The 15,161-nt window shown below is 60.6% G+C and carries 15 protein-coding genes; 7 read left to right on the forward strand and 8 right to left on the reverse strand.

Going from position 1 to position 15,161, the window contains the following annotated elements:
- The first annotated feature begins 761 nt into the window (after positions 1-761).
- From LDO54_RS23435 to LDO54_RS23445, 3 genes are all read left to right on the forward strand, one after another.
- Positions 762-1,178, forward strand: a complete 417-nt coding sequence (locus LDO54_RS23435; RefSeq protein WP_224013061.1) for a DUF6573 family protein — start codon at positions 762-764, stop codon at positions 1,176-1,178.
- Between the two features lie 64 nt (positions 1,179-1,242).
- The gene (locus LDO54_RS23440; protein ID WP_224013062.1) at positions 1,243-1,401 is read left to right on the forward strand and encodes a hypothetical protein; all 159 of its coding nucleotides are present in this window, start codon (positions 1,243-1,245) and stop codon (positions 1,399-1,401) included.
- Positions 1,402-1,533: 132 nt separating this feature from the next.
- On the forward strand, positions 1,534-3,267 hold the full coding sequence (locus LDO54_RS23445; protein ID WP_224013063.1) for an Eco57I restriction-modification methylase domain-containing protein: 1,734 nt from the start codon (positions 1,534-1,536) through the stop codon (positions 3,265-3,267).
- Here the strand turns inward: LDO54_RS23445 and LDO54_RS23450 are convergent.
- The 4 genes from LDO54_RS23450 to LDO54_RS23465 all read right to left on the reverse strand — a co-directional run bounded on the left by LDO54_RS23450 (position 3,244) and on the right by LDO54_RS23465 (position 5,689).
- Positions 3,244-4,287 carry a restriction endonuclease gene (locus LDO54_RS23450; protein ID WP_224013064.1) on the reverse strand — a complete coding sequence of 348 codons (1,044 nt, stop codon included), beginning with the start codon at positions 4,285-4,287 and terminating at the stop codon, positions 3,244-3,246. The genes LDO54_RS23445 and LDO54_RS23450 overlap by 24 nt on opposite strands.
- Complete coding sequence (locus LDO54_RS23455; protein ID WP_224013065.1) at positions 4,265-4,516, reverse strand: helix-turn-helix domain-containing protein; 252 nt, start codon at positions 4,514-4,516, stop codon at positions 4,265-4,267. Before LDO54_RS23455 ends, LDO54_RS23450 begins: the two co-directional genes overlap by 23 nt.
- A gap of 305 nt (positions 4,517-4,821) precedes the next feature.
- Positions 4,822-5,070, reverse strand: coding sequence for a hypothetical protein (locus LDO54_RS23460; protein WP_224013066.1), 249 nt, complete (start codon positions 5,068-5,070; stop codon positions 4,822-4,824).
- A gap of 337 nt (positions 5,071-5,407) precedes the next feature.
- Entirely contained in the window at positions 5,408-5,689 is a 282-nt protein-coding gene (locus LDO54_RS23465) for a hypothetical protein (protein ID WP_224013067.1), read from the reverse strand.
- Positions 5,690-5,930: 241 nt separating this feature from the next.
- Between LDO54_RS23465 and LDO54_RS23470 the strand changes: the two genes are divergently transcribed.
- Positions 5,931-6,248: a hypothetical protein gene (locus LDO54_RS23470; protein WP_224013068.1), complete on the forward strand. Its 318-nt coding sequence runs from the start codon at positions 5,931-5,933 to the stop codon at positions 6,246-6,248.
- Positions 6,249-6,269: 21 nt separating this feature from the next.
- On the opposite strand, the gene LDO54_RS23475 is transcribed toward LDO54_RS23470, so the two are convergent.
- On the reverse strand, positions 6,270-6,470 hold the full coding sequence (locus tag LDO54_RS23475; RefSeq protein ID WP_224013069.1) for a hypothetical protein: 201 nt from the start codon (positions 6,468-6,470) through the stop codon (positions 6,270-6,272).
- Between the two features lie 418 nt (positions 6,471-6,888).
- Between LDO54_RS23475 and adh the strand changes: the two genes are divergently transcribed.
- The 3 genes from adh to LDO54_RS23490 all read left to right on the forward strand — a co-directional run bounded on the left by adh (position 6,889) and on the right by LDO54_RS23490 (position 9,463).
- The gene (gene adh / locus LDO54_RS23480; protein WP_224013070.1) at positions 6,889-8,409 is read left to right on the forward strand and encodes an aldehyde dehydrogenase; all 1,521 of its coding nucleotides are present in this window, start codon (positions 6,889-6,891) and stop codon (positions 8,407-8,409) included.
- A gap of 100 nt (positions 8,410-8,509) precedes the next feature.
- A complete protein-coding gene (locus LDO54_RS23485; RefSeq protein WP_224013071.1) occupies positions 8,510-8,890 on the forward strand; it encodes a DUF779 domain-containing protein in 381 nt (126 codons plus the stop codon).
- A 93-nt stretch (positions 8,891-8,983) separates the two neighbouring features.
- Positions 8,984-9,463: an AraC family transcriptional regulator gene (locus LDO54_RS23490; protein WP_224013072.1), complete on the forward strand. Its 480-nt coding sequence runs from the start codon at positions 8,984-8,986 to the stop codon at positions 9,461-9,463.
- A gap of 582 nt (positions 9,464-10,045) precedes the next feature.
- Here the strand turns inward: LDO54_RS23490 and gyrB are convergent.
- The 3 genes from gyrB to dnaA all read right to left on the reverse strand — a co-directional run.
- On the reverse strand, positions 10,046-12,517 hold the full coding sequence (gene gyrB, locus LDO54_RS23495; RefSeq protein WP_224013073.1) for a DNA topoisomerase (ATP-hydrolyzing) subunit B: 2,472 nt from the start codon (positions 12,515-12,517) through the stop codon (positions 10,046-10,048).
- A 114-nt stretch (positions 12,518-12,631) separates the two neighbouring features.
- Positions 12,632-13,735: a DNA polymerase III subunit beta gene (gene dnaN, locus LDO54_RS23500; protein WP_224013074.1), complete on the reverse strand. Its 1,104-nt coding sequence runs from the start codon at positions 13,733-13,735 to the stop codon at positions 12,632-12,634.
- Between the two features lie 221 nt (positions 13,736-13,956).
- On the reverse strand, positions 13,957-15,161 hold a 1,205-nt coding region (dnaA, locus tag LDO54_RS23505; RefSeq protein ID WP_224013075.1), incomplete at its 5' end, for a chromosomal replication initiator protein DnaA.

Below are 15,161 nucleotides of genomic sequence, written 5' to 3' on the forward strand. Positions count from 1 at the left end.
CGTTTTGCCGGGCATTCTCCCTGCTGGACGCAGCTCGTGTCTCAAAAGCAGGCGCCCCACGCTGCGCGCGGGCAAGCTGCTCCCTCTGGCCCGCTGGACGCGTACCAGGCATCGGCTCCGCCTTGGTCTGCGCGATGCTTGACTGACCAGCTTGCCCGCGCGCTGCTCGGGGCGCGGGGCATGCTGCCCCCCATCGCTCTGGCAGTCGGTGGGCCTCCTTCTCGTGTCTGGGGCCACGAGCGAGCGACGGCTCCCCCCAAGCGCACATCCGGCTCGCGTGGGCGCGACCGCGGCTGTGCGGGCGCGGGCTGGACGCCCTTGCCCCACACCATCCCTTCGGGCTGTTGCGGCTCCCCTCCGTCAGCGCGCTTTTGCGCTCCGACTGCGCGCCTTTGGCTTGCAGGCCACGCGCGGCAAGCGCGCATAGGTCGCGGCCTGTGGCCGCGACAGCGTCTGCGTCGTGAGGTTGGTGCTTGCACCGTCCTTCCTAATTTCGCCGCCACCCAACTGGCGACCGTACCCCAGGCGGTCTGCATGGCAAGGGCCTTCGGCGCTTCACGCACGTCCTCACCCGGTCCCCTGCGGGGCTGCGGCTTCCGGGCGCGCCCTTGCCATGCAGCCTTCTCGCCTGGTGTCTCGGCCCGCCAGGGCGACGAACTCAGGAAGGACGGTAGCAAAACGGCAGCACCACCCCCACGCCGCATCCGGGAACGTGAGGGGGCTCGGAATCTTGGAACCCGGTCAGCTTTGGAGAAAGCATTGTGGAAAAACGAGACGGTCTGCAAGACCTCTTCGGTGAGGTCATCTCGTCGTACACGCGTGCGCAGGCCATCGCCGATGGCTCGTTGATTGATGTCACCGCACAAGCCAGCGGATCGGGCTTCAAAGTCCCAGTGGCGCTCACAGCGGCGGCCTGGGCGGAAGTGGTCGCCTGGTCAGCCGAAGACAGCGCTCGACAAACACATCAGGACGAACGAGGACGCCTGCATGACCTGCTGTGGGTCGCTTTCAACCTCGCCCGCCATCACAAAGCCGGCAACCGCATGCCATTCAAACACTACCGCGTGGCACGCGGGGGCAACGGGACACGTCGCACGCCGATAACGCTCGTGATGTCTATCGGCCCCGGGGATAACGCAGAGCCGGTCGTGACTTTCATGCTCCCGAGCGACGACTGATGTCTTCCCGCCCCGCTGACCACGGCGGGGTATTTACCCACTGCTCAATATAAGGAGAGCAATCATGTCACACACCCTGATTAACCCTGCAACCGGCCTGCCGATGAACGGCGACGATTTTGGTGGCGTGGACGTAGGCGGTAGCCCCTGGGGCACCGACATTCACGTGCATAATAACCCGTGGTCTTTGGCTGATTACGGTTGGATGGGCGACGGCTTTTGACCCTGTCCGGCCGCAAAAATTGCATGACGTTTCGGCGGATGGGCACACGCCGCCGACTCGACAATATAATTGTTCGCATCCGGCTTTGCCCGCACAATGATGACTATGAGTAGCGCACCCGAAACAATCGCCTTGGACATCGGTCCCCGATACAGCAATGTCGACGCCCAGAAATTCTCTGGAGCGACTTACACCCCCTTTGGTTTCGCAACTTTTGTTGCTCGGAACATGCTGCAAGTCGCCGAGCTACCCAAGCGAGGCACCATCCGAGTACTAGACCCAGCAGTTGGCGATGGTGCTCTTCTCGATGCCCTCATCAGGTGCCTGCCTGATGCTGTCCGTAAGCGTGTCGAAGTCTGGGGGTATGACACTGACCCTGCAGCTATCGAAATAGCCACAGCGCGGCTTGCGGAAGACTTCCCCGGTCTGACTGTGCATATCGAGCAGAAGGACTTCTTGGAGCATGTCCTAGCACTTCAGAACGATGACGACCTATTTGCCGACGGCCAGCAAGAACCTTTCCATCTGGTCATCGCCAATCCGCCATACGTCCGTACCCAAATCCTTGGGGCCGAGCAGGCCCAGGCGCTTGCACAGAGCTTTGGGTTGACGGGCCGTGTGGACCTTTATTACCCCTTCCTCCTGGGTATCTCTCGCGTCCTCGCGGACGGGGGCGTAACCGGTGTCATTACGTCAAACCGCTTCATGACAACGAAATCCGGGCAGGCTGTGCGTCGCGCGTTGCTCTCCCAATTTCAAATCATTCATGCCTGGGACCTGGGAGACACAAAGCTCTTTGATGCAGCTGTACTCCCGGCCGTTCTAGTGGCCAAGGGAATCGCTGACACTAAGCACCCACATGCCGTGGGTATCGAATTCTCAACCATCTACGAGACCAAGGACCCCAGCCAAGCTCAAGCGCAGGACGCGCTCGCCGCATTGGACTCCACAGACGACACGGTTGTTGAGATTGTCGATGGCAGGCGTTTCCGGGTGCGCCACGGTACCCTGGACAACGGCGGGGACCCAGAAGGTCTCTGGCGAGCAGCCACCTCCGCCACGGACACCTGGTTGGCCACTGTCGAGGCCAATACGTGGGAAGCATTCCGTAGGATTGGCAAAATCCGGGTTGGTGTGAAATCAACGGCGGATAAGGTTTTCATTCGCAGCGACTGGGCCGACATTCCCGGCGGACGCCCCGAACTGCTACGGCCCTTGCTGACCCGCCATTGTGCCCGTCGGTTCCGTGCTGCCGTACCAAGCAAGGCCAAGGATACTAAGGAAATTCTGTATCCCCATGAGGTCGTGAATGGGCGCCGCAGCGCCGTAGACTTGGGCCTCTATCCCAAAGCAAAGCGCTACCTAGAGCAGCACCGAGAAGTTCTGGAGGCGCGCACCTACGTAATCGAGGCGGGCCGTAATTGGTTCGAGCTGTGGGTGCCCCAAGACCCCTCTGCGTGGCCAGCACCCAAGCTAGTATTCCCCGACATCTCAGACAAGCCCGTATTCTGGATTGATACCGATGGCGGCGTGGTAAACGGCGAGTGTTATTGGCTTTGCTGTGAACACGAGGGAGAGGAAGACTTGCTCTGGTTGGCACTGGCCATTGCCAACTCGACTTTCATCGAATCGTTCTACGACCACAAGTTCAACAACAAGCTGTATGCCGGTCGTCGCCGCTTTATCACCCAGTACGTCGAGCAATTTCCCTTACCGGACCCCTCGCGAGTAGAAACGCAAACCATCATCGCTATTGCCAAAAAAATCCACACCGCCACCCCTTCGAGTGAGGCCGATGCCTTAGCCGCCGACCTGGATGAGTTGGTGTGGAGCGTCTTTGGGTTAGGCGAAAAAGTCGCGCGGTAGCGGAATCTGCAACTTGCCGTTGATGACCTTCCCGCCAAACTGTCGGAAACGGGTGAAGAACATTTCGCCCGTGGTCACGAAGAGGTGCGTCAGCGTCACCGTTTTACCATCAGTGATGGCATAGAAGATGGCATAACGCGTGTCGCAGTGGCGGGGATGGTCGCGTCCCAGCTTCTGGATGTCCAGAGGAGCCTGACTGGTCGGCTCGACCAGTCCCAAGTCGATGGTTGGGCTCGTTTGTAGCTTGATTTCCAGCAGTTGGTGTTTGATGTCCGGAAATTGGCCTGTGTCCCCGTACCGTGCATAGCCCAAAGCCTGACACACCAAGTAATGCAGTGCCGCGCCACGGTTACGCTCTTGGTCCATGCCAGGATCGGCGAATGTCTGGCCGACGAGCGGTGAGAGGCGCTCGAAAACCTCGCGAATGGGCCGCAATTCACCCGACAGTGGCTCTTGGACTGGGCTGGTATCTGTGGAGAAAACGAGGCCGGGATTAATGTGTGGCCACATTAACGGCGTGTCTTCCAGCGTCACGAGTTCTCGGCTCTCAGCGCGTAGTTCCAGACGGGCCTGGTATTTGGTCGTGATGGTGCCAGTCCTGTCCAATATGGCGAGTTGCTGGCCGTTGACGACCCGCACTCTGCCTATACTGTCGTCCTCCAAGACTTGGATGATGGCGTACCGCCTGGTGGGTGACAGCTCCTCATTCCAAATCTGTAGGTTCAGTGCCTTCTGGGCATAGGTATCCAACTGTTGACCGAAGAACCGTGGTTGACACTTCGTGAATGATTGCGGCACTGGGTAGCCGAGGGCGTCGCAGACCATTGCCTTCACAACCTTGGAGCGGGTGCGCAATGCGAGCCCCGCCAAGGACTTGCCGCGCATGCCATCATTCAAGAGAGTTTCAAGGTGTAGCGTGGGTATCCAATAGTCCGGGTCCCCTATTTCGATGGGGTCAAAGATGGTCTTACCGGATTCAACAATGGCCTGCTTGTACTCAGCGTCGCTTTTTTCCTTCATTTCCCGCCCTTGAAGTTAGCAGTTCCGGGACGCTAACTCCGAGAGCCTTTGCGAGGACTTCGAGGGTATGCAATGTCACATTGCGCTCTTCCCTCTCAACGGACCCAATGTAGGTCCGATGTAGCTCACATCGGTTCGCAAGCTCCTCCTGGGAGTAGCCGTGCAACTTTCGATATTGGCGAAGGTTTTCTGCTAAGACGGCTCTGAGGGAGGGGCGTGGGGCAGACATCGTCGGAACGGTTTATTGGTTCCACGATTGTGTTCTGAGTGATGACTTCGGTTCTACAGACTCTGAGTAGCAATAATGCTCCCGTTGTGTGCGTGCTTCCTGCACAAGCAAGGCTTTAAGCCGCGATGGCCGATTCTCCCGTTGGAGCTATCACCTGATGCCGTCGCACCCGGCTGACGGTGTCGAAGCTACCGGACACTTGCCCTTGGTTCCGAGGAAGAGCGAAGTTTTAGGATAGGAAATGGAAATGCTCGTTGGAGAAGCCACTGCTTGCGCGGTGGCTTTGATTCGCAACCAAGCGGCGTTTAATGAAGCGGCGGAGCAACCCCGTTGACGTGTTTGAGCAAGAACCGCATCGCAGCCTCGCGCGCACGTTGTTCATCAATGCCGTAATGCTGATAGACGACGCTGCCGACCGCCAAGTCGAGGCAGTACGGCGCGGGGCTAAACCGCGTCGGCTTATGGTTGAGCTGCCGACGCAACCGGACCTTGACGGTAGCGTCGCTGATTTCAGAAGCAACGGAAAACTCTTCGAGAGTCTCGAATTCCATCATCGTGTAGTGTTCCTATAACGGCTGATTGGGGCGGCACAGCTTGACCAAAACTTGACCAAAGAAGGCAAGAACCGACCGAAAAAGGCCTAAAAGCGCGGTCGGCTAGTGGAAGGCTATCGCCGCAAGCCATTGATTAGACAGCGCTTTTAAATTTACCTGTTATTGGGGAACGAGACTCTTAATCCGTAGGTCGAGTGTTCGAGTCACTCACGCCCCACCAGCGAATTCATGTGAAAAGCCCGGTCTTCTGACCGGGCTTTTTGCATTTCTGCGCTGGTTTCCGTGACGCCCAACGCGCGTGCGGCCGTGGCCCGCTACGCGCTCGCGTCCCGCACGCTCAAACGAATACGTCGGCGCTGCGATCCTTCACTTTCATCGAAAAGCGCACCGCGCGCGGCGGCTGCGGCAGCCAGCGGCCGAGCGACTCGAAACCGTCGAGCTGACGCAGCAGCGTGTCGACGGTGGCGAGCTGGACGTGTGTCAGGTGATTCTGCTTGAGCAAGGCGTGCAGCCGTTTGCGCCAATAGGCGACGTCCATGATCGGCTCTTCGAAGTCGCTCGAAAGCGACGCCGGCATCACGCGCGCGATGTGCGCGATTTCCTGTTCAACGAATGTCATGGCGAACCCCGGGTATCCGACAGTGTTTCTTATCGTATGACGTAACTGTAGGACGACCGGAGCGCGACGCCAGCCTACCCGAATGGATAGGGCGAAAATCCAGCCAAACCGCATGGCTGGGCACGCGCGATGCTATTGGGTGCCGCATCGTGCCGCGCGTGTTTTAAGACTGCTCCGATAGGGTTTTTCTGACCTGCATCAGATCATGGAGCTATCGAAAAACACTCCTGAGGTTACTGCCATGCACGGGCATCCTACCGACAAACTCGTCGCCGGCGCGGTCATCGGCGGCGTTCTCACCGCCTTGCTCGTCGTATTGATGGTCTGGCTCGATTTTCCGTCGGACCGCCACTACAGCGCGTTCGTCCGGCTTTCGGTGCCGGCCCTGATCTCCGCCCTGCTGCTGTTCCCGCGTCCGATCCTGCATCGCACGCTGCTGCGCGAGCGGCGCGATCCGAGCCTGCTCGACGAAGACCTGAACCTGCTGCTCGTGGGCCGCGCGCTCGGTCTCGTCGGCGGCATCATTTTCGGCATTTCGCTGGCCTCGGAAATTCTCTGAGGCGCGCGTCCGCTCAAACGCTCAAAGGAACGGCTTGCCATCCACCTGTTCGTAGACGACGTTGCCGTCGTCGTCCTCGAACTGTTCCAGATAGTTGCGGGCGCCGCACAGCGGGCAACGGAACAACGGGCCCTGGCCCTCGTTCTTGATGACCACTTCGCTTTGCTCCCACGGCGTGCCGCACGACTGATTGCGGCAAACGAACGATTCAGATTCAGACATTGCAGACTCTCCTTGCTGTTACGGCTGCAAAGCCTACAGCATGCGGGCCTCGCGCGCCGCAATTCCGCGAGCTTTCCGGCGCGTTTTCCTCACTGTTTTTCTCGCCGCTTCCCTCGCGCTGTTCCGTTTTTGAGCAACGCGCCCGCGCCACGCTGCGCCGTTGCGGCGCAATGCGGCCGCGCCGCCGCCCTCGCCTTCCTTGCTGTCGTCCTCATCGTCGTTCTCAGGGGCCGTCCGTCCCCGCAGCCGCGCGTATGCGCGAGCGCGCCGCGGCGGCCCTGCACGCGCGCTCGCCCGACGCCTGAATCGCCCTCGAATCGCGATTGGCACGCTTCTGGCATCAACGTGCACCGGTTGCGCGGCACAAAGCCTGACGCGCCCATCCATATCGACATAGAGCACAGCGAGGAGCACGCAGATGAATCACGCGGACATGCAGTTCCTGACGACCGAGTTCCCGTACAAGAAGCAATACGGCAACTTCATCGGCGGCGAGTGGGTTGCGCCGCTGGGCGGCGAGTATTTCGACGACATTTCGCCGATCACCGGCCATCCGTTCACGTCGATTCCGCGCTCGCGCGAAGCCGACATCGAGCTCGCGCTCGACGCCGCGCACAAGGCCAGGACTGCCTGGGGCAAGACCGCACCGACCGAGCGCGCCAATATCCTGAACCGCATCGCCGACCGCATCGAGCAGAACCTGCACAGGCTCGCCGTCGCCGAAACCATCGACAACGGCAAGCCGCTGCGCGAAACGCTTGCCGCCGACATTCCGCTGTCCGCCGATCACTTCCGCTATTTCGCGAGCTGCCTGCGTGCGCAGGAAGGCGGCATCTCCGAAATCGATCACGACACGGTCGCCTATCACTTCCACGAGCCGCTCGGCGTGGTCGGCCAGATCATTCCGTGGAATTTCCCGATCCTGATGGCCGCCTGGAAGCTCGCGCCCGCGCTCGCGGCCGGCAACTGCGTCGTGCTCAAGCCGGCCGAGCAGACGCCCGCCTCGATGCTCGTGTTCGCCGAGATCATTCAGGACCTGCTGCCGCCGGGCGTGCTCAACATCGTGAACGGCTTCGGCCTCGAAGCGGGCAAGCCGCTCGCCTCGAACAAGCGCATCGCCAAGATCGCGTTCACGGGCGAGACCACGACGGGCCGCCTGATCATGCAGTACGCGAGCCAGAACATCATTCCGGTGACGCTCGAACTGGGCGGCAAGAGCCCGAACATTTTCTTCGCCGACGTGCTCGATCACGACGACAGCTATTTCGACAAGGCGCTCGAAGGCTTCGCGATGTTCGCGCTCAATCAGGGCGAGGTGTGCACGTGCCCGTCGCGCGTGCTGATCGACGAAAAGATCTACGACCGCTTCATGGAGCGCGCGATCAAGCGCGTGGCGGCGATCCAGCAAGGCCATCCGCTCGATACGAAGACGATGATCGGCGCGCAGGCCTCGCAGGAACAGCTCGAAAAGATCCTCTCGTATATCGATCTGGGCAAGCAGGAAGGCGCGCAGTGCCTGATCGGCGGCGAACGCAACGCGCTGGCCGGCGAACTCGGCGACGGCTACTACGTGAAGCCGACCGTGTTCCGCGGCCACAACAAGATGCGCATCTTCCAGGAAGAAATTTTCGGGCCGGTCGTCTCGGTGACGACGTTCAAGACCGAAGAGGAAGCGCTGGAGATCGCCAACGACACGCTTTACGGCCTCGGCGCGGGCGTCTGGACGCGTGACGGTACGCGCGCCTATCGCTTCGGCCGCGAGATTCAGGCTGGCCGCGTGTGGACCAACTGCTATCACGCCTATCCGGCGCACGCGGCGTTCGGCGGCTACAAGCAGTCCGGCATCGGCCGTGAGAACCACAAGATGATGCTCGACCACTATCAGCAGACGAAGAACCTGCTCGTCAGCTATAGCGATCAGCCGCTGGGGTTCTTCTGATTTTCCACTGAGCTTTTTCTGATCCGATTGCGGGAGTGGTACTGGCTCGCCGGGCGCCGTGTGGGGCGTTCGGCGAGCGTTTTTTCGAGGAGACCGCGACATGGTCGAACGCGTCACCGCCACGCCCGCCGCGCTCGCGCTGATCGAGCAACTCGCGCGCGAGCACGGCTCCCTGCTGTTTCATCAATCGGGCGGCTGCTGCGACGGCAGCGCGCCGATGTGTTTTCCCGCTGGAGAATTTCTGGTCGGTAACGCCGATGTGCAACTCGGCGAGATTGGCGGCGTGCCGTTTTATATGACCGCGTCGCAGTTCGAGTATTGGCAGCACACGCAGTTGATCATCGATGCGGTGCCGGGCAATGGCGGCATGTTTTCGCTCGAACGGCCGACCGGGCTGCGTTTTCTCACACGTTCCCGGCTCTATGACGATGCGGAGAATGCTTGGCTCGAAGCGCATCCGGTGACGCGGGTGAGTTTGTGACGTCGCGGCGCGGCACGTAGCGAGAGGGCTTTCGGGGCCGGTGCTATCCTGGCCGGCATCCGCGCATTCGCGCGCCCGACCGGAGACGACATCATGCAAGACCGCGACGTGAAGCTGCTCAAGCTCGATCCGATGGATCTGCTCGCCGTGAGCCATATCGGCCCGTATATGAAGATCGGCGACGCGTTTTATACGCTCGCGCAGTGGCTCGGCGAGCGGAATGTGCGCACGTCGGGCTCGAAGCTGGTCGGCATCTATTACGACGATCCGAATTCGGTCGACGAATCGAAGCTTAGGTCGAAGGCCGCAGTGCAGCTCGTGCACGATCGGGATGTGCAGGTGGTTGCGCCGGTGGAGAAGTTTCAGTTGCGCGGCGGCGAGCACGCGATGTTGCTGCATTCGGGCCCGTATCAAGGGCTGCAGCAAGCGTGGATGTGGCTTTACAACGATGGGTTGAAGCAGCTTGGGCGTAACGCGGACTTTTCGGTGCCGTCGTTCGAGGTGTATTTGAATACGCCGGATGAAGTGGCGCCCGAGGATCTGAAGACCGAGCTTTATATTCCGCTGGCTTGATGGCTTGCTCAGGGATTTTGAGGCCGCTGGGAAGGTTGTCCAGCGGCTTTTTCGTTTCCGACGCGCGGTCTCTTAGGTTTTTTCAATCTATGTATACGTAAACGTAGTAATAGTTAACAAGTCCCTGGGTTTTCTGTGGATAACCCCGGAAAACCATTGAGTAAACAAGGCTGTGGAAAATTCATAACCTTGAGGGTGTTAACGGGACAATCCCAGGCAGTTGCTGACAACTTTTCCACTGTTTTATCCAGGGGGCGAGTTGTTCAGGTTTCGTGCACCGGATGTTATGGGGGTTGTGCGCGGGTTATCCGCAGGAGGCTGTGGATAGATTGCGGGAATGAGGCAGCTTCGTGTGGGCGAAAAAAAGCGCCTCGGTGGGCGCTTTTTGTGTGGTGAGGAGCGGGCTGCTAGGGCGAGGTGGGCAGCGTAAAACGCGTTGAGCGGAGGAGGATCGAACTCCCGACCTTCGCATTGCGAACACGATCGTCATCGGAATCCCCAAATAAAAAAACCCACAAGTCTCTCAACTCGTGGGTCTCCAATTCCCAGCCAAACCGATCACAGCGATTCGACTAAAAACCCTCAAACATCAATATTCCCCGCCCGCAGCGCATTGCTCTCAATAAACGCGCGACGCGGCTCCACATCGTCACCCATCAACGTAGTGAAGATCCCATCCGCAGCAATAGCGTCCTCGATCTGCACGCGCAACAAACGACGCACAGCCGGATCCATCGTCGTTTCCCAAAGCTGCTCAGGATTCATCTCACCCAAGCCCTTATAACGCTGCTTGGAGACATTGCGCTCAGCATCCGCAATCAGCCACTTCATCGCGCTCTTGAAGTCCGTCACAGCCATGCTACGTTCACCACGTTTGATCAGCGCATTCTTCCCGATCAAACCCTTAAACGTATTAGCCGTATTCACAAGCTGCTGATAATCCGCGGTCAGCTGGAACTCTTCATCGATAACAGAAACCTTAACGTTCCCATGATGACGACGTTCCACACGCAGCGAACGTTGCTCACGCACCGAGTCATACATCGGCACGACCGAAACCTCAGGCTTCAAAGGATCATCGCGCAGCTGCGCTTCAAGCGCCCGAGCCGAAGCCTCCGTCGACGCTTCACTCGAAAGATCAATCGCCACGCCATCCATAATGGCCTCAAGCGCGCGCACGTCATACAGACGCGACAACCGATCCACCACCGCCCGAGCCAACTGATACGACCGCGCCAGTTCACCCAGCGCATCGCCCGAAATCGCCGTCGCGCCTTCCGTCGGCACCAGCTCCGAGCCATTCAGCGCCAGGCGCAGCATATGCGCGTTCAGATCGGCATCGTCCTTCAGATAACGCTCGTCCTTGCCCGCCTTGAGCTTGTAAAGCGGCGGCTGCGCGATATACACATAACCGCGCTCGATCATCTCCGGCATCTGGCGATAGAAGAACGTGAGCAGCAGCGTGCGGATGTGCGCACCGTCCACGTCCGCGTCGGTCATGATGATGATGCGGTGATAACGCAGCTTATCGAGGTTGTAGTCTTCCTTGCCGATACCGCAACCGAGCGCGGTGATCAGCGTAACGATCTGCTCCGACGAGAGCAGCTTGTCGTAACGCGCCTTCTCGACGTTCAGCACCTTGCCGCGCAGCGGCAGGATCGCCTGGAACTTACGATCGCGGCCCTGCTTGGCCGAACCGCCTGCGGAGTCGCCCTCGACGATATACACCTCGGACTTCGCCGGATCCTTCTCCTGGCAGTCCGCGAGCTTGCCCGGCAGGCCCACGCCGTCGAGCACGCCCTTGCGTCGCGTCATCTCGCGCGCCTTGCGCGCGGCGTCGCGCGCACGCGCGGCGTCGACGATCTTGCTGCAAATGGTCTTCGCGTCGTTCGGCGTTTCCTGCAGGAAGTCTTCGAGCGCCTTCGCCACGACATCTTCCACCGGCGCGCGCACTTCCGACGACACCAGCTTGTCCTTGGTCTGCGAGCTGAACTTCGGCTCCGGCACCTTCACGGAGAGCACGCACGACAGACCTTCGCGCATGTCGTCGCCCGAGGTTTCGACCTTGGCCTTCTTGGCGATTTCGTTGTCGGCGATGTACTTGTTGATCACGCGCGTCATGGCCGCGCGCAAGCCCGTCAAGTGCGTGCCGCCGTCGCGCTGCGGAATGTTGTTCGTGAAGCACAGCACGCTTTCGTTGTAGCTGTCGTTCCACTGCATGGCGACTTCCACGCCCACGCCGTCCTTCTCGCCCGAGATGTAGAAGATGTTCGGGTGCAGGACCGTCTTCGCCTTGTTGATGTACTCGACGAAGCCCTTCACGCCGCCCGCGAATGCGAAATCGTCTTCCTTGCCCGAGCGCTGGTCGGTCAGGCGGATACGCACGCCGTTGTTCAGGAACGAGAGTTCGCGGATGCGCTTGGCGAGAATGTCGTAGTGATATTCGACGCTGCCGAAGATGGTTTCATCGGCCATGAAGTGCACTTCGGTGCCGCGGTTTTCCGTGTCGCCGACCAGTTGCATGGGCGAAACCGTCACGCCGTCGCGTTCTTCGAGCACGCGGTTCTGCGGCACGCCACGGTGGAACTCCATGAAGTGCTTCTTGCCGTTGCGGCGCACGGTCAGGCGCAGGAAGCTCGACAACGCGTTCACGCACGAGACACCCACGCCGTGCAGGCCGCCCGACACCTTGTAGCTGTTCTGGTCGAACTTGCCGCCCGCGTGCAGCTCGGTCATCACGATTTCAGCGGCGCTGCGCTTCGGATCGTGCTTGTCGTCCATCTTCACGTCCGTGGGAATGCCGCGGCCGTTGTCGGTGATCGAGATCGAGTTGTCGGCGTGAATGACGACGCGAATGTCGTTGCAATAGCCGGCGAGCGCTTCGTCGATGGAGTTGTCCAGCACTTCGAAGACGAGGTGATGCAGACCGGTGCCGTCCGACGTGTCGCCGATGTACATCCCGGGACGCTTGCGCACCGCTTCCAGACCTTCGAGGATCTGGATCGACGAGGCGCCGTAGCTGTTGTCGGGTTGCGAGTTGTTCGTATCAGTCATGGAATTTTTCCGGTTCTGCTGTACTGCCAGCGTTACTGCTCGAGACTTTTTGAAAAGCCATAAAAACGCCAAAGGGGCGCAGCGCCCCCTGGTGTTCTTCTTCTGTCGCGCTTTTTAGATGCGCATCGGCATCACCACGTACTTGAATTCCTCGTTCTCGGGAATCGTGATGAGCGCGCTGGAGCTGGAGTCGCCGAGGCTCACTTCCAGCGTGTCGACCTTCAGGTTCGCGAGGACGTCGAGCAGATACGTGACGTTGAACCCGATGTCGATGGTGTCGCCCTGGTAGGCGATTTCCAGTTCTTCCTGCGCCTCTTCCTGGTCGGCGTTGGTCGACATGATCTTGAGCTGACCCGGCTCGATGATGCAGCGCACGCCCTTGAACTTGTCGGACGTGAGAATCGCCGCGCGTTGCAGCGAGCGTTGCAGTTCTTCGCGGCCGATCTGGAAGGTGTTCTTGTGCGCCTTCGGGATCACGCGCTGGAAGTCGGGGAACTTGCCTTCCACGAGCTTCGAGACGAGCTCGACCTGGCCGAACGTGAACTTCACCTGCGTGGAGCCGATGTCGATCTTCAGCGTGTCGTCGATGTCTTCGAGCAGGCGCTGGAGTTCGAGAATGGTCTTGCGCGGGATGATGACTTCCTGGCGCGCGAACGAGCCTTCGATCTTCATCGACGAGAACGCGAGGCGGTGGCCGTCGGTGGCCACGGCCATCAGCTGGTCGCCGTCCACCACGAGCAGCATGCCGTTCAGGTAGTAGCGGATGTCCTGCTGCGCCATCGCGAAGTAGACCATGCCGAGCAACTGGCGGAAGGTCTTCTGCGGCACCGAGAGGTTCGCGCCGAAGTCCTTGGCCTGCGCCACCGTGGGGAACTCGTCCGCGGCGAGCGTTTGCAGGGCGAAGCGGCTCTTGCCCGACTGCACCGTGAGGCGCTTGTCGGCGAGCGTGAGCGTGACCTGGCCGTCGGGCATCGCGCGCAGGATGTCGAGCAGCTTGCGTGCGGCGACCGTGGTCGCGACCTGCTCGCTGCCAACGCCGAAGTCGGCCGTCGTGGTGATCTGCAACTCGAGGTCGGTCGACAGGAACGAGACGTCGGAACCGGTTTTGGTGATCAGCAGATTGGCGAGGATCGGCAACGTGTGGCGGCGTTCGACAATGCCGCTCACCGTTTGCAGCGGCCTCAGCAGGTTATCGCGTTCGGTCTTGACCAGTTGCATAGAGTTCCTTCGTTGATGTGACGGTCTGCGCACCCTGTCCGGGCCGGGCGTCGTGCGCCCGATCCCGGCGCCGCCCCGCAGCACAGGCCGTGGCGTGGAATCCGCCCGGTCGGCCGGAGCGCCGGACGGTTAAACCCATATTGTGCCTGAAAACGGACCACTTCCCTAAATTGGGGGCGATCCACGCAATAAACAGGGGGAACCTCAGGGGAGCCGCCCCGTCAGCCCTTGAGGGTTTGCTCCAGAACGTGCAGCTCGTGGTTGAGCTGGGCGTCCTTGGTGCGCTCGTCGGCGATCTTGCGCACGGCGTGCAGCACCGTGGTGTGATCGCGCCCGCCGAACAGCTCGCCGATTTCCGGCAGGCTTTTCTGCGTAAGCTCCTTGGCCAGGTACATCGCGATCTGGCGCGGCCGCGCGATGTTCGCGGGGCGCTTCTTCGAGTACATGTCGGCGACCTTGATGCTGTAGAAGTCGGCCACCGTCTTCTGGATGTTTTCCACCGAGATCTGGCGGTTCTGCACCGTCAGCAGATCCTTGAGCGCTTCCTTGGTCAGCTCGATCGAGATTTCGCGGCCATGGAACTTCGAGTACGCGAGGATCTTGCGCAGCGCGCCTTCGAGTTCGCGCACGTTCGAGCGCAGATGCTTGGCGACGAAGAACGCCACATCTTCGTTCAGGCTCACGCCTTCCGACTGCGCCTTGCGCATCAGGATGGCGACGCGCATTTCGAGTTCGGGCGGCTCGATCGCGACCGTCAGGCCCGAGTCGAAACGCGAGATCAGGCGGTCGTCGATACCCGAGATTTCCTTCGGATACGTGTCGCTCGTGATGATCACCTGCGCCTTGTTGGCGACCAGCGCCTCGAACGCGTAGAAGAACTCTTCCTGCGTGCGCGACTTGCCCGAGAAGAACTGAATATCGTCGATCAGCAGCAGGTCGAGCGAGTGGTAGTAGCGCTTGAAGTCGTCGAACGCCTTGCGCTGATACGCCTTCACGACGTCGGACACGTACTGTTCCGCATGGATGTAGCGGATGCGCGCGCCCGGCTTGTCGATCAGCAGCTGATTGCCGATCGCGTGGATCAAGTGGGTCTTGCCGAGGCCCACGCCGCCGTACAGGAACAGCGGGTTGTACGAGATGCCGGGGTTGTCGGCGACCTGGATGGCCGCGGCGCGCGCAAGCTGGTTCGCCTTACCGGTCACGAAATTGTCGAACGTGAGCACCGGGTTGAGCTTCGAGCGCTCGTAGGTCGGGTCCGGCTCGGCGCTGGCCGCGGCGGCCGCGCCCTGGCCCGGACGCCAGCTGCGGCGGCCGGCGGCGGCTTCGTTGGCGTCGAGGCTCGGCAGGTCGAGGTCGGCTGCGTCGTCGGCATGAGCCGCGCTCGCGGTTTGCGCGGCGGCGAGGCTATTGATGGCGGCGACGGCGG

The organism is Paraburkholderia tropica (assembly GCF_914484835.1).
GTDB lineage: Bacteria > Pseudomonadota > Gammaproteobacteria > Burkholderiales > Burkholderiaceae > Paraburkholderia > Paraburkholderia tropica_A.